This window comes from Kitasatospora sp. NPDC022856 (genome assembly GCF_055561235.1).
Map to the genome: position 1 here is coordinate 159,522 of NZ_JBVHHE010000004.1, position 16,938 is coordinate 176,459.

The 16,938-nt window shown below is 71.5% G+C and carries 14 protein-coding genes; 5 read left to right on the forward strand and 9 right to left on the reverse strand.

Annotated elements, in window-relative coordinates; translation table 11 throughout:
• Positions 1-392: 392 nt before the first annotated feature.
• The 5 genes from tkt (at position 393) to pgl (ending at position 7,228) form a co-directional block, all read left to right on the forward strand.
• Positions 393-2,492, forward strand: coding sequence for a transketolase (tkt, locus tag ACZ34W_RS07220; protein WP_329490016.1), 2,100 nt, complete (start codon positions 393-395; stop codon positions 2,490-2,492).
• 93 nt (positions 2,493-2,585) lie between these two features.
• Positions 2,586-3,725: a transaldolase gene (gene tal, locus ACZ34W_RS07225; RefSeq protein WP_329490015.1), complete on the forward strand. Its 1,140-nt coding sequence runs from the start codon at positions 2,586-2,588 to the stop codon at positions 3,723-3,725.
• Positions 3,726-3,786: 61 nt separating this feature from the next.
• A complete protein-coding gene (gene zwf / locus ACZ34W_RS07230; RefSeq protein WP_329492285.1) occupies positions 3,787-5,343 on the forward strand; it encodes a glucose-6-phosphate dehydrogenase in 1,557 nt (518 codons plus the stop codon).
• Complete coding sequence (opcA, locus tag ACZ34W_RS07235; protein WP_329490014.1) at positions 5,340-6,443, forward strand: glucose-6-phosphate dehydrogenase assembly protein OpcA; 1,104 nt, start codon at positions 5,340-5,342, stop codon at positions 6,441-6,443. Before zwf ends, opcA begins: the two co-directional genes overlap by 4 nt.
• Complete coding sequence (pgl, locus tag ACZ34W_RS07240; RefSeq protein WP_329490013.1) at positions 6,440-7,228, forward strand: 6-phosphogluconolactonase; 789 nt, start codon at positions 6,440-6,442, stop codon at positions 7,226-7,228. The genes opcA and pgl overlap by 4 nt, the downstream gene beginning before the upstream one ends.
• A gap of 75 nt (positions 7,229-7,303) precedes the next feature.
• Here pgl and ACZ34W_RS07245 read toward each other — a convergent pair whose 3' ends face one another.
• From ACZ34W_RS07245 to uvrC, 9 genes are all read right to left on the reverse strand, one after another.
• The gene (locus ACZ34W_RS07245; protein WP_030308030.1) at positions 7,304-7,591 is read right to left on the reverse strand and encodes an RNA polymerase-binding protein RbpA; all 288 of its coding nucleotides are present in this window, start codon (positions 7,589-7,591) and stop codon (positions 7,304-7,306) included.
• A 205-nt stretch (positions 7,592-7,796) separates the two neighbouring features.
• The gene (gene secG / locus ACZ34W_RS07250; RefSeq protein WP_329490012.1) at positions 7,797-8,033 is read right to left on the reverse strand and encodes a preprotein translocase subunit SecG; all 237 of its coding nucleotides are present in this window, start codon (positions 8,031-8,033) and stop codon (positions 7,797-7,799) included.
• An 87-nt stretch (positions 8,034-8,120) separates the two neighbouring features.
• Entirely contained in the window at positions 8,121-8,906 is a 786-nt protein-coding gene (gene tpiA, locus ACZ34W_RS07255; RefSeq protein ID WP_329490011.1) for a triose-phosphate isomerase, read from the reverse strand.
• A 4-nt stretch (positions 8,907-8,910) separates the two neighbouring features.
• Positions 8,911-10,116, reverse strand: a complete 1,206-nt coding sequence (locus ACZ34W_RS07260) for a phosphoglycerate kinase (RefSeq protein ID WP_465602350.1) — start codon at positions 10,114-10,116, stop codon at positions 8,911-8,913.
• Between the two features lie 153 nt (positions 10,117-10,269).
• Complete coding sequence (gene gap, locus ACZ34W_RS07265) at positions 10,270-11,274, reverse strand: type I glyceraldehyde-3-phosphate dehydrogenase (RefSeq protein ID WP_329490009.1); 1,005 nt, start codon at positions 11,272-11,274, stop codon at positions 10,270-10,272.
• A 297-nt stretch (positions 11,275-11,571) separates the two neighbouring features.
• Complete coding sequence (gene whiA / locus ACZ34W_RS07270; RefSeq protein ID WP_329490008.1) at positions 11,572-12,552, reverse strand: DNA-binding protein WhiA; 981 nt, start codon at positions 12,550-12,552, stop codon at positions 11,572-11,574.
• The gene (locus tag ACZ34W_RS07275) at positions 12,543-13,514 is read right to left on the reverse strand and encodes a gluconeogenesis factor YvcK family protein (protein ID WP_329492283.1); all 972 of its coding nucleotides are present in this window, start codon (positions 13,512-13,514) and stop codon (positions 12,543-12,545) included. The genes whiA and ACZ34W_RS07275 overlap by 10 nt, the downstream gene beginning before the upstream one ends.
• A 224-nt stretch (positions 13,515-13,738) precedes the next feature.
• Positions 13,739-14,644, reverse strand: coding sequence for an RNase adapter RapZ (gene rapZ / locus ACZ34W_RS07280; RefSeq protein WP_329490007.1), 906 nt, complete (start codon positions 14,642-14,644; stop codon positions 13,739-13,741).
• A 124-nt stretch (positions 14,645-14,768) separates the two neighbouring features.
• Positions 14,769-16,895 (reverse strand): excinuclease ABC subunit UvrC, encoded by a 2,127-nt coding sequence (uvrC, locus tag ACZ34W_RS07285; protein WP_329490006.1) that lies wholly within the window; start codon positions 16,893-16,895, stop codon positions 14,769-14,771.
• Between the last annotated feature and the right edge of the window lie 43 nt (positions 16,896-16,938).

Below are 16,938 nucleotides of genomic sequence, written 5' to 3' on the forward strand. Positions count from 1 at the left end.
CCACGCCACCTTAGACGCTCCATATCTCCCCACCGGCTCCGGGGTCCCCCGGGCGGGGCGGAACGCACACCCCTGGGTGAACCCCTGGGCGAACACACGAAGCCGACCTGCTGCGATACCGGTCCCCCGTCCCGGCCCCCGAACGGGCAGAGGCCGTGAAACCGGGAGAGGCTGGGACAAAAGAACCCTTCGAACCCTCGTGGGAATCGCCATACGGAAATGCCCGTTGTCTCAGCACGGAGGGTGATCCCCGACCCGGACGGTAGGCTCGCACCGAGAAGCGGGATCTACCCTCCGTGACCGGCACCACCCAGCGTCCGGCCCCATCGACGTGGCCGACCCGGTCCCCTTCACGGGGTCACTCTTCACAACGGAAGGAGCCCTGAGACAGGGTGAGCACGACGCCGACGAATGCATTCGAGTGGTCCGAGCTGGACGAGCGGACGGTCGACACCGCCCGCGTCCTGGCCATGGACGCGGTCCAGAAGGTCGGCAACGGACACCCCGGGACGGCCATGTCGCTGGCCCCGGCGGCGTACCTGATCTTCCAGCGCTTCCTGCGCCACGACCCGACCGACCCGGCCTGGGTGGGCCGCGACCGTTTCGTCCTCTCTCCCGGGCACACCAGCCTGACCCTCTACACGCAGCTCTACTTCTCGGGCTACGGCCTGGAGCTGGACGACCTCAAGGCGTTCCGGGTCGCGGGCAGCCGCACCCCGGGCCACCCCGAGCACGGTCACACCGCGGGTGTCGAGACCACCACCGGCCCGCTCGGCCAGGGCATCGGCAACGCCGTGGGCATGGCGATGGCCGCCCGCTTCGAGCGCGGCCTGTTCGACCCGGACGCCCCCGCCGGCGAGTCGCCGTTCGACCACACCATCTGGGCCATCGTCTCCGACGGCGACCTGGAGGAGGGCATCTCCGCCGAGGCCTCCTCGCTGGCCGGCCACCAGAAGCTGGGCAACCTGGTCGCGCTCTACGACGACAACCACATCTCGATCGAGGGCGACACCGAGACCGCCTTCTCGGAGGACGTGCTCAAGCGCTACGAGGCGTACGGCTGGCACGTGCAGCGGGTCGCCCCGAAGTCCAACGGCGACATCGACGTGGCCCTCGTGGCCGAGGCGCTGGCCGCGGCCAAGGCCGAGACCTCCCGCCCGTCGATCATCGCGATGCGCACCATCATCGCCTGGCCGGCTCCGGACGCGCAGAACACCGCCAAGGCGCACGGTTCCGCGCTCGGCGCCGCCGAGATCGCTGCCACCAAGAAGGTCCTGGGCTTCGACCCGGAGAAGACCTTCGAGGTCAGCGACAAGGTCATCGAGCACGCCCGCCAGGTGATCAAGCGCGGCAAGGCCGCCCGCGACGAGTGGCAGCGCTCCCTCGACGCCTGGCGCGCCGCCCACCCGCACCGCGCCGCCGAGTTCGACCGCATCCAGGCCGGCGAGCTCCCCGACGGCTGGAAGAAGGCCGTCCCGGTCTTCGCGGCCGGCAAGGACGTCGCCACCCGCAAGGCTTCCGGCGAGACCCTCAAGGCGCTCGGCGCGGTGATCCCGGAGCTGTGGGGCGGCTCGGCCGACCTCGCGGAGTCCAACCTCACCACCATCGACGAGGACAGCTCCTTCCTCCCCGAGGGCAACCCGCTGAAGTCGGCCAGCCCCTACGGCCGGACGATCCACTTCGGCATCCGCGAGCACGCCATGGGCTCGACCATGAACGGCATCGCGCTGCACGGCGGGACCCGGGTCTTCGGCGGCACCTTCCTGGTCTTCGCCGACTACATGCGCCCGGCCGTCCGCCTGGCCGCGCTGATGAAGCTGCCGGTCACCTACGTCTGGACGCACGACTCGATCGGCCTCGGCGAGGACGGCCCGACCCACCAGCCCGTCGAGCACCTCGCCTCGCTGCGCGCCATCCCGGGCCTGTCGATGGTCCGCCCGGCCGACGCCAACGAGACGGCCGTCGCCTGGCGCACCATCGTCGAGCGGCACAGCAGCCACCCGGGCCCGGTCGGCCTGGCGCTCACCCGCCAGAACGTCCCGACCTTCGACCGCGAGGTCTTCGGCTCCGCCGAGGGCACCGCGAAGGGCGGCTACGTCCTGGCCGAGGCGTCGACCGGCGACCCGCAGCTGATCCTGCTCGCCACCGGCTCCGAGGTCCAGCTGGCCGTCAGGGCCCGCGAGGTCCTGGAGGCCGAGGGCGTCGCGACCCGCGTGGTCTCGCTGCCGTCCTTCGAGTGGTTCCAGGAGCAGGACCAGGCCTACCGCGACAGCGTGCTGCCGCCGTCGGTCCGGGCCCGCGTCTCGGTCGAGGCCGGCATCGCCCAGGGCTGGCGCGAGCTGGTCGGCGACCACGGCCGGATCGTCTCGCTGGAGCACTTCGGCGCCTCCGCCGACTACCAGGTGCTCTTCGAGGAGTTCGGTCTGACCGCCGAGCGGGTCGTCGCGGAGGCGCACAACGCCCTGCGCTCGCTCGAAGCCGTCAACCGCTAGTACCGCCTGGGCCGCGTGCCCGCCCGCACAGCGGGTACGCGGCCCGTCTGACGACCCCACAGACAGATGAAGACAGAAGAAGGACTGAGCACCATGACTGACGCACTGAAGCGCCTCAGCGACGAAGGCGTGGCGATCTGGCTGGACGACCTCAGCCGGAAGCGACTGAACACCGGCAACCTCGCCGAGCTGGTACAGAACAAGCACGTGGTGGGCGTCACCACCAACCCCACCATCTTCCAGAAGGCCATCGGCGGCGGGGACTCCTCCTACGACGGCCAGCTGCGCGACCTCGCCGTCCGCAAGGTCACCACCGACGAAGCCGTCCGCATGATCACCACCTCGGACGTCCGGGACGCCGCCGACGTGCTGCGCCCGGTCTACGACGCCTCCAACGGCCGCGACGGCCGGGTCTCCATCGAGGTCGACCCGCGGCTGGCCCACGAGACGGCCGCGACCGTCGCCGAGGCCAAGCAGCTCTGGTGGCTGGTCGACCGCCCGAACGTCTTCATCAAGATCCCCGCCACCAAGGCCGGCCTGCCCGCGATCGCCGAGGTCATCGGCAAGGGCATCAGCGTCAACGTCACGCTGATCTTCTCGCTGGAGCGCTACCGCGCGGTGATCGACGCCTTCCTGACCGGTCTGGAGGCCGCCAAGGCCAAGGGCCTGGACCTCTCGCAGATCGAGTCGGTCGCCTCCTTCTTCGTCTCCCGCGTGGACACCGAGATCGACAAGCGCCTCGACGAGGTCGGCGGCGACGCCAAGCAGCTGCGCTCCAAGGCCGCCCTGGCCAACGCCCGCCTGGCCTACCAGGCGTACGAGGAGGTCTTCGGCAGCGTCGACGGCAAGACCGCCGGCAGCGACCGCTGGAAGGCCCTGGAGGCCGCCGGCGCCAAGCCGCAGCGCCCGCTCTGGGCCTCCACCGGCGTCAAGGACCCGGCCCTGCCGGACACCCTCTACGTCACCGAGCTGGTCGCCCCCGGCACCGTCAACACGATGCCCGAGGCCACCCTGGAGGCCACCGGCGACCACGGCGTGATCACCGGCGGCACCATCGTCGCCAACTACGCCGACGCCACCGAGGTGATGGCCGCCATCGCCGCCGCCGGCGTGGACTACGACGACGTGGTCCAGGTCCTGGAGGACGAGGGCGTCCAGAAGTTCGAGCAGTCCTGGAACGAGCTGCTCGACACCGTCACCGCCTCGCTCGCCTCGTTCGCCGACGAGAAGTGACCCCTGCTCACAGCCAGCGCACGAAAGCGGAGCACATCCAGTGAGCACTGATTTCCCTGAGTTGACGTCGGACTCGGACCCGAGCGACGCTCCCGCCGCTCCCGTCAACCCGCTTCGTGACCCCACCGACCGGCGGCTCCCGCGCATCGCGGGGCCGTCCGGCCTGGTCATCTTCGGGGTCACCGGCGACCTGTCCCGCAAGAAGCTCATGCCGGCCATCTACGACCTGGCCAACCGCGGCCTGCTGCCGCCGGGTTTCTCGCTCGTCGGCTTCGCCCGCCGCGAGTGGAAGGACGAGGACTTCGCCAAGGAGGTCCACGACGCGGTCAAGGAGCACGCCCGGACCCCGTTCCGCGAGGAGGTCTGGCAGCAGCTCGCCAAGGGCATGCGCTTCGTCCACGGCACCTTCGACGACGACGACGCCTTCGACAAGCTCCGGGCGACCATCGAGGAGCTCGACAAGGCCCAGGGCACCGGCGGCAACTTCGCGTTCTACCTCTCGGTACCGCCGAAGTTCTTCCCGACCGTCGTCCAGCAGCTGAAGAAGCACGGCCTGGCCGACCCGCCCCAGGGCTCCTGGCGGCGCGCCGTCATCGAGAAGCCCTTCGGCCACGACCTGGAGAGCGCCCAGGAGCTGAACCGGATCGTCCACGAGGTCTTCCCCCGTGACGAGGTCTTCCGGATCGACCACTACCTGGGCAAGGAGACCGTCCAGAACATCCTGGCGCTGCGCTTCGCGAACCAGATGTTCGAGCCGATCTGGAACCGGTCGTACGTCGACCACGTGCAGATCACCATGGCCGAGGACATCGGCATCGGCGGCCGGGCCGGCTACTACGACGGCATCGGCTCGGCCCGCGACGTCATCCAGAACCACCTGCTCCAGCTGATGGCGCTCACCGCCATCGAGGAGCCGGCCTCGTTCCACCCCAAGGCGCTGGTGGCCGAGAAGCTCAAGGTGCTCAGCGCCGTCAAGCTCCCGGCCGACCTGGGCAAGCACACCGTGCGCGGCCAGTACGCGGCCGGCTGGCAGGGCGGCGAGGAGGTGCTCGGCTACCTCGACGAGGACGGCATCAACCCGGACTCCAAGACCGACACCTACGCGGCCATCAAGCTGGAGATCAACAACCGGCGCTGGGCCGGGGTGCCGTTCTACCTGCGCACCGGCAAGCGGCTCGGCCGCCGGGTCACCGAGATCGCGGTGGTCTTCCAGCGCGCCCCGTACCTGCCGTTCGACTCCTACGCGACCGAGGAGCTGGGGCAGAACGCCCTGGTCATCCGGGTCCAGCCGGACGAGGGCGTGACGGTGCGGTTCGGCTCCAAGGTGCCGGGGACCTCCTTCGAGGTCCGGGACGTCACGATGGACTTCGCCTACGGCGAGTCCTTCACCGAGTCCAGCCCGGAGGCCTACGAGCGGCTCATCCTCGACGTGCTGCTCGGCGACGCCAACCTGTTCCCGCGCCACCAGGAGGTCGAACTCTCCTGGCAGATCCTCGACCCGATCGAGAAGTACTGGGACGACCACGGCAAGCCCGCCCAGTACCCGGCAGGGACCTGGGGTCCGGTCGAGGCCGACGAGATGCTCGCACGAGACGGCAGGAGCTGGCGCCGGCCATGAAGATCGACCTCACGGACACCACGTCCAGCAAGATCAACGCAGCCCTGATGGAGGCGCGCCGGGCCAGCGGCTCCACCGCCGCCGGCATGGTGCTCACCCTGGTGATCGTGACCGACGAGGGCAGCGCCTACGACGCCCTCAAGGCCGCCAACGACGCCTCCCGCGAGCACCCCTCGCGCACCCTGGCGGTCATCAAGCGCGCCGGGCGCTCGCCCCGGGCGCGCGCGGAGACCCGCCTGGACGCCGAGATCCTGGTCGGCACCGCCGCCGGCTCCGGCGAGACGGTCGTCCTGCGCATGCACGGCGAGCTCGCCGCGCACGCCCAGTCGGTCGTCCTGCCGCTGCTCCTGCCGGACGCCCCGGTGGTGGTCTGGTGGCCCGAGAATGCGCCGCTGCACCCGGCACAGGACCCGCTGGGCTCGATCGCCCAGCGCAGGATCACCGACGCCGTCACCGCCGAGTCGCCGGTGGGCCAGCTCGCCCAGCGGGCCCAGAGCTACACCCCGGGCGACACCGACCTGGCCTGGACCAGGATCACCGGCTGGCGCTCGATGCTGGCCGCCGCACTGGACCAGCGACCCTCCGAGGTCACCTCCGCGGTGGTCGAGGGCGAGTCGTACAACCCCAGCGTCGAGCTGCTCGGCCTCTGGCTGCACAACCGGCTGCACGTGCCGGTCGAGCGGGTCGTCACCGGCGGCCCGGGCATCACCGCGGTGCACCTGCGCACCAAGGACGGGGACATCACCCTGGACCGCCCGGACGGCCTGATGGGCACCCTGTCGATGCCCGGCTCGCCGGACCGCCAGGTGGCGCTCAAGCGTCGCGAGACGTCCGAGCTGATCGCGGAGGAGCTGCGCCGGCTCGACCCGGACGACATCTACGCGACGGCCGTCCGCACGCCGGTCGAGCGGCTGAGCCAGCCGGACACCGCCGAGACCGAGGCGGCCGAGGAGGCCACCCGGGCGGTGGTCTCCGAGGCCGCGGTGGCCAACCCGACCCGGGTGACCGCCAAGGTCCAGGACGCGTCGGAGCCGGCCGGGGAGGCCTCCCCGGCGAAGAAGGCCCCGGCCAAGCGCACCGGCAAGAAGGCGTCCTCGTGACGGCGGCGACCCCGCAGCTGGTCGTCCACCGGGACAAGGAGCTGATGGCCCAGGCGGCCGCGGCCCGGCTGATCACCCGGATCGTGGACGCCCAGGCCGCCCGCGGCACCGCCTCGGTGGTGCTCACGGGCGGGCGCAACGGCAACGCGCTGCTCGCCGCCATCGCCGCCTCCCCCGCCCGGGACGCGGTCGACTGGGCCCGGCTGGACCTCTGGTGGGGCGACGAGCGCTTCGTCGCCGCCGACAACGCCGAGCGCAACGCCGTCCAGGCCCGGGCGGAACTGCTCGACGCCGTCCCGCTCGACCCGGCCCGGGTGCACGAGATGCCCGCCTCGGACGGCGTCGACGGCTCGGACGTCGAGGCCGCCGCGGCCCGGTACGCGGAGGAGCTGGCCAAGGCCGCCGGTCCGGGTGACCGCCTCGGCGTGCCCGCCTTCGACGTGCTGCTGCTCGGCGTCGGCCCGGACACCCATGTCGCCTCGCTCTTCCCCGAGCACCCGGGCGTCCGGGAGACCGGGCTCACGGTGGTCGGCGTGCGCGGTGCGCCCAAGCCCCCGCCGACCCGGATCTCGCTCACCCTCCCGGCCATCCGGGCGGCCCGCGAGGTCTGGCTGCTGGCGGCCGGCGAGGACAAGGCCGGCGCCGTGGCACTGGCCCTGTCCGGCCCGGGCGAGCTCCAGGCGCCCGCCTCGGGCGCCCACGGACGGAGCCGGACCCTGTGGCTGCTGGACCGCGCGGCGGCGGCTCAGCTCCCGCCGCAGCTGTACCCGCCGGCCTCGGCCTGACCGCGTTCGGCCCGACGGCATGACGAAGGGCGCCACCGTTCTCCACGGTGGCGCCCTTCGGCGTCGGTCAGGTGCTCAGATCTCACCGCGCAGCTTGGCCAGCGCCTCGGCGAGGATCGCCTCGCCGTCGGCGTCGGTGCGCCGCTCACGGACGTAGGCGAGGTGGGTCTTGTAGGGCTCGTTGCGCGAGGGGGCCGGCGGGTTGTGCTCGTCCTGACCGGCCGGAAACCCGCACCGCGGGCAGTCCCAGGTGTCCGGGATGACCGCCTCCGCGGCGAAGCTGGGACGGGTCTCGTGCTTGTTGGCACACCAGAAGGAGATCCGGTTGCGGGGGGCGGATTCGCCGCGCTCCGCCTCGCCCATCGGGCCGGCTCCGACCCTGCTGCCACGGATGGCGTTGCCACTTGCCACGGTCTGACTCCCTGCGTGCTGGTGCGCCGACCCGCCGCGGTGCGCGTCGGTGGCTAAAGTCGTCCTAGTGTAAGCAGGAGTTAAGGATGCACCGTCACCGACTCCGCCCCGGACCGTTCCAGCATAGGCCGCGGGGCGACAGGGCGTCAGAGATACGTCAGCTCTTGTACTTGAGCACCAGGCCGAGCACGATGATGCACGCGAACCAGGCGAAACCCACGATGACCGTGATGCGGTCCAGGTTGCGCTCGGCCACGGCCGAGCCGCCGCCGGTGGACATCGCGCCGCCACCGAACATGTCGGACAGGCCGCCGCCCTTCCCCTTGTGCAGCAGCACCAGGAGGATCATCAGCAGGCTGAAGATGATCAGGGCAATCGAGAACCCGAGAACCACGGCGGGACCAACTCTCTCGTATCTTCGGCGAAGGGGCCGGGCCGCACGATGCGGTCCGGCCCCAAAGCCTACGTTGCTGCGGCGGCGTTAGCCTACTGCCTGGTCACGGTACCGCACGATCTTGACGAACTCGTCGGCGTCCAGGGAGGCACCGCCGATCAGGCCGCCGTCGACGTCCGGCTTGGCCATCAGGCCGGCCGCGCTGGAGGACTTGACCGAGCCGCCGTAGAGCACCCGGACCTTCTCGGCCAGCGGGGCGTCGTACAGCTCGGCGATCCGCTTGCGGATGGCCGAGCAGACCTCCTGGGCGTCCTCGGGGGTCGCCACCTCTCCGGTGCCGATCGCCCAGACCGGCTCGTAGGCGACCACGACGGACTCGGCCTGGTCGGCCGGGACGTCCTGCAGGGCGCCGTCGAGCTGGGCCAGGGTGTACTCGACGTGGGTGCCGGCCTTGCGGATCTCCAGCGGCTCGCCGATGCAGAGGATCGGGGTGACCCCGCTGCGGTAGGCGGCCTTGACCTTGGCGTTGACGATCTCCTCGTTCTCGCCGTGGTACTGGCGGCGCTCCGAGTGGCCGATCACCGCGTAGGTGCACTTCAGCTTCGACAGCATCGGGCCGGAGATCTCGCCGGTGTAGGCACCGGAGTCGTGCTGCGAGATGTCCTGCGAGCCGTACTTGATCTTCAGCTTGTCGCCGTCGACCAGGGTCTGCACCGAGCGCAGGTCGGTGAACGGCACCAGAACGGCGACCTCGACCGACTCGTAGTCCTTGTCGGCCAGCGCGAACGCCAGCTTCTGGGTGTGCTGGATGGCCTCAAGGTGGTTGAGGTTCATCTTCCAGTTGCCCGCCATCAGCGGGAGACGCTCAGTCATTGCCTCAGCCTTCCAGGGCGGCGAGACCGGGGAGCGTCTTGCCCTCCAGGTACTCAAGGCTGGCGCCACCGCCGGTCGAGATGTGCCCGAACTTCGTCTCGTCGAAGCCCAGGATGCGGACGGCCGCGGCGGAGTCGCCGCCACCGACCACGGTGAACGCGTCGCTGTCGAGCAGGGCCTGCGCGACGGCCTTGGTGCCCTCGGCGAAGGTCGGGTGCTCGAAGACACCGACCGGACCGTTCCAGAACACCGTCTTGGCGTCGGCCAGCTTCGCCGCGAACAGCTCCCGGGTCTTCGGGCCGATGTCCAGGCCCTCCTTGTCCGCGGGGATCTTGTCGGCGTCGACGACCGCGAAGTCCTCGACCGGCTTGTGGGTCTTGGTGTCGGGGAACGACCCGGAGACCGCGATGTCCACCGGCAGCACGAACTCGACGCCGTTCGCCTTCGCCCGCTCCAGGTAGTCCAGGACGACCGGGATCTGGTCCTTCTGCAGCAGCGAGATGCCGACCTCGTGCCCCAGGGCCGCGAGGAAGGTGTACGCCATGCCGCCGCCGATGAGGATGCGGTCGGCCTTGCCGAGCAGGTTCTCGATCACGCCGACCTTGTCGGACACCTTGGACCCGCCCAGGACGACCACGTACGGTCGCTCGACCTCCTCGGTGAGCCGCTTGAGCACGGCCACCTCGGCGGCGATCAGGTCGCCGACGGCGTGCGGCAGGCGGGCCGGCAGGTCGTACACCGAGGCGTGCTTGCGGTGCACGGCGCCGAAGCCGTCGCCGACGTACAGCTCGGCCAGCGCGGCCAGCTCGTCGGCGAAGGCGCCGCGCTCGGCGTCGTCCTTGCTGGTCTCACCGGTGTTGAAGCGCAGGTTCTCGAGCAGCGTGACCTCGCCGTCGGCCAGGGCGGCGACGGTGGCCTTCGCGCTCTCGCCCACGGTGTCGGTCGCGAACGAGACCGGCGTACCGAGGATCTCGCCGAGGCGGGCGGCCACCGGCGCGAGGGAGAACTGCGGGTCGGGCTCGCCCTTCGGGCGGCCGAGGTGGGAGGCGACGACGACCTTCGCACCGCGCTCGACGAGCTTGGCGATGGTCGGGGCGACGGCGCGGATCCGGCCGTCGTCGGTGATCGTGCCGTCGGACAGCGGGACGTTGAGGTCGGCGCGGACGAACACGCGCTTGCCGGCGACGTCGAGGTCTTCGATGGTCTTCACGGTCTTCGGTCTCCTGGGGAGATGGTTGCGCTGTTGGCAGCGGCACAACGGCGGGCCGCCTGGGAGTTGAGTTTCGAGGGTGCGCAGACGGAGGGCCCGGACGGCGTGCGGTGTCCGGGCCCTCCCCCCTACTTCACGTCAGCTCCCGCTGCGTCAGAGCTGGCCGCCGACGAGGGTGGTCAGGTTGACGAGGCGGTTCGAGTAGCCCCACTCGTTGTCGTACCAGCCGAAGACCTTGACCTGGTTGCCCTGGACCATGGTCATCAGCGAGTCGAAGATCGTGGAGAACGGCGAGTTCACGATGTCGGAGGAGACGATCGGGTCCTCGGTGTACTGCAGGATGCCCTTGAGGGAGCCCTCGGAGGCCTTCTGGAAGGCCGCGTTGACCTCCTCGACGGTGACGTCGCGCTCAAGGGTGACGACCAGGTCGGTGATCGAACCGGTCGGGACCGGGACGCGCAGCGAGGTGCCGTCCAGCTTGCCCTTCAGCTCCGGCAGGACCAGCGCGGTGGCCTTGGCGGCACCGGTGGACGTCGGGATGATGTTGAGGGCCGCGGCGCGGGCGCGACGCAGGTCCTTGTGCGGGAAGTCCAGGGTGACCTGGTCGTTGGTGTACGCGTGCACCGTGGTCATCAGACCCTTGACGATGCCGAAGTTCTCGTTGAGCACCTTCGCCAGCGGCGCCACGCAGTTGGTGGTGCAGGAGGCGTTGGAGATCACGTCGTGCTTGGCGGCGTCGTACTTCTCGTCGTTGACGCCCATCACGATGGTGACGTCCTCGTCGGTGGCGGGCGCCGAGATGATGACCTTCTTGGCACCGGCGGTGATGTGCTTCTTGGCCGCCTCGGCCTTGGTGAAGATGCCGGTGGACTCGATCACGATGTCCACGCCCAGCTCGCCCCAGGGGAGGTTGGCCGGGTCACGCTCGGCGATGACCTTGAAGGTCTTGCCGTCGACGGTGATGCTGTTCTCGGTGTGCGAGACCTCGCCCGGGAAGGTACCCAGGATCGAGTCGTACTTGAGCAGGTGCGCCAGGGTCTTGGTGTCGGTCAGGTCGTTGACACCGACGATCTCGATGTCCGCGCCCTGAGCCTTGACCGCACGGAAGAAGTTGCGGCCGATGCGGCCGAATCCGTTGATGCCTACCCGGATCGTCACGAACCGATCTCCTCGTTAGGTACGCCGGAGCTATGCCGACGGGGTGGAATTTGGGAGGTCCCCGACCGCCTATGACCCTACCTCTCCAAGGCCTGGGAGGGCACATCAGGCCGGGTCGGACGCCTTGGCGTGGCGTGTCAAGAGGGTGCGAGCAGGGCTTCCGTCCTTGCCGTCGGGGGCAGTTGGTCACGGCCCGCGCGGACCGGTCCGGAGCCCCCCGGCCGCACCGTCCGGACACGGCACAGCCGGTGCCCGGAATCCGGACACCGGCTGGTCTGTCGTCACTGGCTGTGATCGCTAGTTGAGCGCCATCTCGTCGGTCAGATTGGCCTCGGTGCTCGGCAGGCCGAGCTCGGAGGCGCGCTTGTCGGCCATCGCCAGCAGCCGGCGGATCCGGCCGGCCACCGCGTCCTTGGTCAGCGGCGGGTCGGCCAGGGCGCCCAACTCCTCCAGCGAGGCCTGCTTGTGCTGCATCCGCAGCTGGCCGGCGGCGGCCAGGTGGTCCGGCACCTCCTCGCCGAGGATCTCCAGCGCGCGCTGCACCCGGGCGCCGGCCGCGACCGCGGCCCGGGCCGAGCGGCGCAGGTTGGCGTCGTCGAAGTTGGCCAGGCGGTTGGCGGTGGCCCGGACCTCGCGCCGCATCCGCCGCTCCTCCCACGCCAGCACCGACTCGTGGGCACCGAGGCGGGTCAGCAGCGCGCCGATGGCGTCGCCGTCCCGGATCACCACCCGGTCGACGCCGCGCACCTCGCGGGCCTTGGCCGGGATGCCGAGCCGGCGGGCCGCGCCGACCAGGGCGAGGGCCGCCTCGGAGCCGGGGCAGGTGATCTCCAGCGAGGAGGAGCGGCCGGGCTCGGTGAGCGAGCCGTGCGCCAGGAAGGCGCCCCGCCAGGCCGCCTCCGCGTCACAGGTCGCCCCGGAGACGACGGCCGGGGGCAGGCCCCGGATCGGCCGGCCGCGGCCGTCCACCAGACCGGTCTGCCGCGCCAGCAGCTCGCCGTCCTTGACCACCCGCACCACGTAGCGGCTGCCGCGCCGCAGACCGCCGGGCGCCATCACCACCAGGTCCGAGGAGTGTCCGAAGATCTCCAGGAGGTCCTTGCGCAGGCGTCGCGCTGCCGCCCCGGTGTCCAGCTCCGCCTCGATCACGATGCGGCCGCTCACGATGTGCAGCCCGCCCGCGAAACGCAGGATCGCCGAGACCTCCGCCTTGCGGCAGCAGGCCCGGGTGACCGGGAGCCGGCTGATCTCGTCCTTCACCGCTGGAGTCATCGCCATGGCCCGATCCTTCCATGTGTCCGGAAAATCCGGTCGTACGCGGCGGCCAAGAGCTCCGGGTCGTGTCGCGGCGTGCCGTCGGTACGGGCGACCCGGCCGAGCACCAGGGCCGCGCCCATCCGCTCCGCGGCCTTCTCCAGGCCGGCCAGGTCCGCCTGGCCGAAGGCGCCGCCGGTGACGGCGCGCTCGTCCACCAGGATCGCATCCACCGCGAGGGCGGGTGCGTGGTCGGCGATGACCTCCAGGTGGCGCTGCGGGGTGAAGCCCTCCGTCTCGCCGGGCTGGGGGGCCAGGTTCAGGGTGAGCAGCCGGCGCGCGCGGGTCTCGGTGAGCGCCTCGGCGAGCTCGGGGACGAGCAGGTGGGGCAGCACGCTGGTGAACCAGGAGCCGGGCCCGAGCACCACCCAGTCCGCCTCCCGGACGGCCGTGACGGCCTCCGGGACGGCCGGCGGCCCGTCCGGCAGCAGCCGGATGGACTGCACGGTGCCGGGCGTCACGGCGACGCTCGCCTGGCCCCGGACGGCGGACAGCTCGCCCGGGCTGGCCGGGTCGTGGCCGCGCACGACCGCCTCGATGTCCAGCGGTACCGCCGACATCGGCAGCACCCGGCCCTGGACGTTCAGCAGCCGGCCCACCCAGTCCAGGGCGGCGACCGGGTCCCCCAGCTTCTCCCAGAGCGCGACGATCAGCAGGTTGCCGACGGCGTGGCCGCCCAGGCCGCCGGAGCCGGTGAAGCGCTGCTGGATCACCTCGGACCAGGTCCGGCCCCAGTCGTCGTCGCCGCAGAGCGCGGCCAGCGCCTTGCGGAGGTCGCCCGGGGGCAGCACCCCGAGCTCCTCGCGCAGCCGGCCGCTGGAGCCGCCGTCGTCGGCGACGGTGACCACGGCGGTGAGGTCGGTGGTGAGCCGGCGGAGGGCGGAGAGCGAGGCCGAGAGCCCCTGACCGCCGCCGAGGGCGGCGATCCGGGGCGCCTGGTTGCCGCGGGGTGCCTGGTTGGTACGGGCCGGGCTGGTGCGGACCTGGCCGGTCCGCGGCCGGTTGGGCGACGCGCCGCGTGACGGGACCCCCGTCCGGTCGGCGGTCTTGTTCTGCAGCTGCCGCCCGGGCACGTATCCCGTCACACCTACCTCGCGTTCCTCTTGCCCGCCGCCGGCCTCCACCGGCGGCCCGGCAGGGCGTGAGGCGGCTACTCCCGTCCCATGTCACGGTGGACCAGCACCGTTTCGACGCCGTCCGCGATCAGACGCTTGGTCAGCCGCTCGGACATCGCGACGCTGCGGTGCTTGCCACCGGTGCAGCCTACGGCAAGGGTCATGTAACGCTTCCCCTCGCGGCGGTACCCCTCGGTGATGATGCGCAGCAGCTCCGCGTAGCCGTTGAGGAACTCGTTGGCACCGGGCTGCTGGAACACGTAGTCGGCGACGTCGGCGTCGGTGCCCGTCCGGGCGCGGAGCTCCGGCACCCAGTGCGGATTCGGCAGGAAGCGGCAGTCCACCACGAGGTCGGCGTCGACGGGGAGGCCGTACTTGAAGCCGAAGGACATCACGGTGGCGCGCAGCTCGGGCTCGTCGTGGTCGGCGAACTGGGCGTCCAACTTGGCCCGCAGCTGGTGCACGTTGAGGTTGGAGGTGTCGATCACCAGGTCGGCCTCGCCGCGCAGCTCGCGCAGGAGGTCTCGCTCCTGGGCGATGCCGTCCACGATCCGGCCATCGGCCTGGAGCGGGTGCGGGCGGCGCACGCTCTCGAAGCGCCGGACCAGGGCGTCGTCGGAGGAGTCCAGGAAGACCACGCTCAGCCGGACGCCGCGCTTCTCCAGCTCGTCCAGCGAGGTGAGCAGGTCGTCGAAGAACTGGCGGCCGCGGACGTCGACCACGGCGCCGATCCGGGCGACGTTCCCCTGGGAACGGGCGCCGAGGTCGACCATGGTCGGGATGAGGGCCGGCGGCAGGTTGTCCACCACGAACCAGCCCAGGTCCTCCAGGCACTTGGCCGCCGTCGACCGGCCGGCTCCGGACATCCCGGAGATGATCACCAGCTCCGGCACGTTCTCGCCCGCGGCCAGTGGCCGGGCGGTGCCGCCATCGTCGGACATCGTCACTTCGGTTCCCCGCTCTCGGTGGTTCTGCTGTGGAGAACGCGCGCGGCACGGCCACGCTTCCCCTGCTCACTCGGGCGAGTGAACGCGGGGCGCGCCGGCTGACGGACGGCGTCGGCCGTCATGGCGTCTCCTGGAATGGTGCGGTCTGGGGTGCGGCGTCGGTCCCGGTGCCGGCCGCCGGGCCGGCCGGGACGGCGCCGTCATCGATGATCTCGCCGGTGGCGGTGTTCACGGCGGGTGTCGCGGATGGACGGGACGACAACGCCGCCGCAACAGTCTCCGCCGTCCGGCGTCCGATGCCGGGGACGGCGCAGAGTTCGTCGACGGTGGCCAGCCGGAGCTTCTTCAGCGAGCCGAAGTGCTTGAGCAGCGCCTGGCGGCGAGTCTCGCCGAGGCCGGGGACGGAGTCCAGCTCCCCGGCGGTGAGTCGCTTGGACCGCTTGCTGCGCTGGTAGGTGATGGCGAACCGGTGCGCCTCGTCGCGGACCCGCTGGAGCAGGTAGAGGCCCTCACTGCTGCGCGGCAGGACCACCGGGTCCTCCTCGCCGGGCAGCCAGACCTCCTCCAGCCGCTTGGCCAGGCCGCAGAGGGCGACGTCGTCGATGCCGAGCTCGTCCAGGGCGCGCTTGGCGGCGGCGACCTGCGGCTGGCCGCCGTCGACGACCAGCAGCTGCGGCGGATAGGCGAAGCGGCGCGGGCGGCCGGTCTCCGGGTCCACCGGGCCGACCACGACCTCCGGGCCGTCGGGGTCGTCGGACCCGCGGGCGGCGCCGTGCGGCCCGGGTGCGCCGGCCTCCGCGGGCGCGCCGGGGTCGTCCGCCTCGGGAACGGCCCACTCCCCGGTCTGCTCGCGCTCCTGGAGGTAGCGGCGGAACCGGCGGCCGATCACCTCGTGCATCGAGCGGACGTCGTCCTGGCCCTCGAAGCCCTTGATCTGGAACCGGCGGTACTCGCTCTTGCGGGCCAGGCCGTCCTCGAAGACCACCATCGAGGCGACCACGTCCTCGCCCTGGAGGTGCGAGATGTCGAAGCACTCGATCCGCAACGGGACGGAGTCCAGCTCCAGCGCGTCGGCGATCTCCTGGAGGGCGCGGCTGCGGGTGGTGAGGTCGGAGGCGCGCTTGGTCTTGTGCAGCGCCAGCGCCTGCTGGGCGTTGCGCTGCACGGTGGCCATCAGGTCCTTCTTGTCGCCGCGCTGCGGGATCCGCAGGTCGACCTGGCTGCCGCGCAGGCCGGTCAGCCACTCCCGGACCGGTTCGGCGGGCTCCGGCAGCGCGGGCACCAGCACCTCGCGCGGCACGGCGCCGTCGCCGCCGCCGTAGAGCTGCTGCAGGGCGTGCTCGACCAGGGCCGCGGTGTCGACGTCCTCGACCTTGTCGGTGACCCAGCCGCGCTGGCCGCGGACCCGGCCGCCGCGGACGTGGAAGATCTGGACGGACGCCTCCAGCTCGTCCTCGGCGAGGGCGAGCAGGTCGGCGTCGGTGGCGTCGGCGAGGACGATGGCGTTCTTCTCCATCGCGCGCTTCAGCGCCCCGATGTCGTCCCGCAGCCGGCCCGCCTTCTCGTACTCCAGGTCGGCGGCGGCCTCCCGCATCTGCTCTTCCAGCCGGCGCAGGTAGTTGCCGGTGCGGCCGGCCATGAAGTCGCAGAAGTCCTCGGCCAGCTCGCGGTGTTCCTCGGCCGAGACCTTGCCGACGCAGGGCGCGGCGCACTTGCCGATGTAGCCGAGCAGACAGGGCCGGCCGACCTGGCGGGCCCGCTTGAAGACGCCGTTGGAGCAGGTGCGGACGGGGAAGACGCGCAGCAGCAGGTCGACCGTCTCGCGGATCGCCCAGGCGTGCCCGTAGGGGCCGAAGTAGCGCACGCCCTTCTTGTGCGCCCCGCGCATCACCTGGACCCGCGGGTACTCCTCGTCGAGGGTGACCGCGAGCTCCGGATAGCTCTTGTCGTCGCGGTACTTGACGTTGAAGCGGGGATCGAACTCCTTGATCCAGGAGTACTCCAGCTGGAGCGCCTCGACCTCGGTGGCGACGACCGTCCACTCCACCGAGGCGGCCGTGGTGACCATCGTCGCGGTCCGCGGGTGCAGCCCGGCGAGGTCCTGGAAGTAGGACGACAGCCGGGGCCGCAGGCTCTTGGCCTTGCCGACGTAGATGACCCGCCCGTGGGCGTCGCGGAACTTGTAGACGCCCGGCGAGGTCGGGATCGCGCCCGGTGCGGGGCGGTAGGTGGACGGGTCAGCCATGGGTCCACCGTACCGAGTCGGGCCGGGGCTGCGGAGGGGAGAT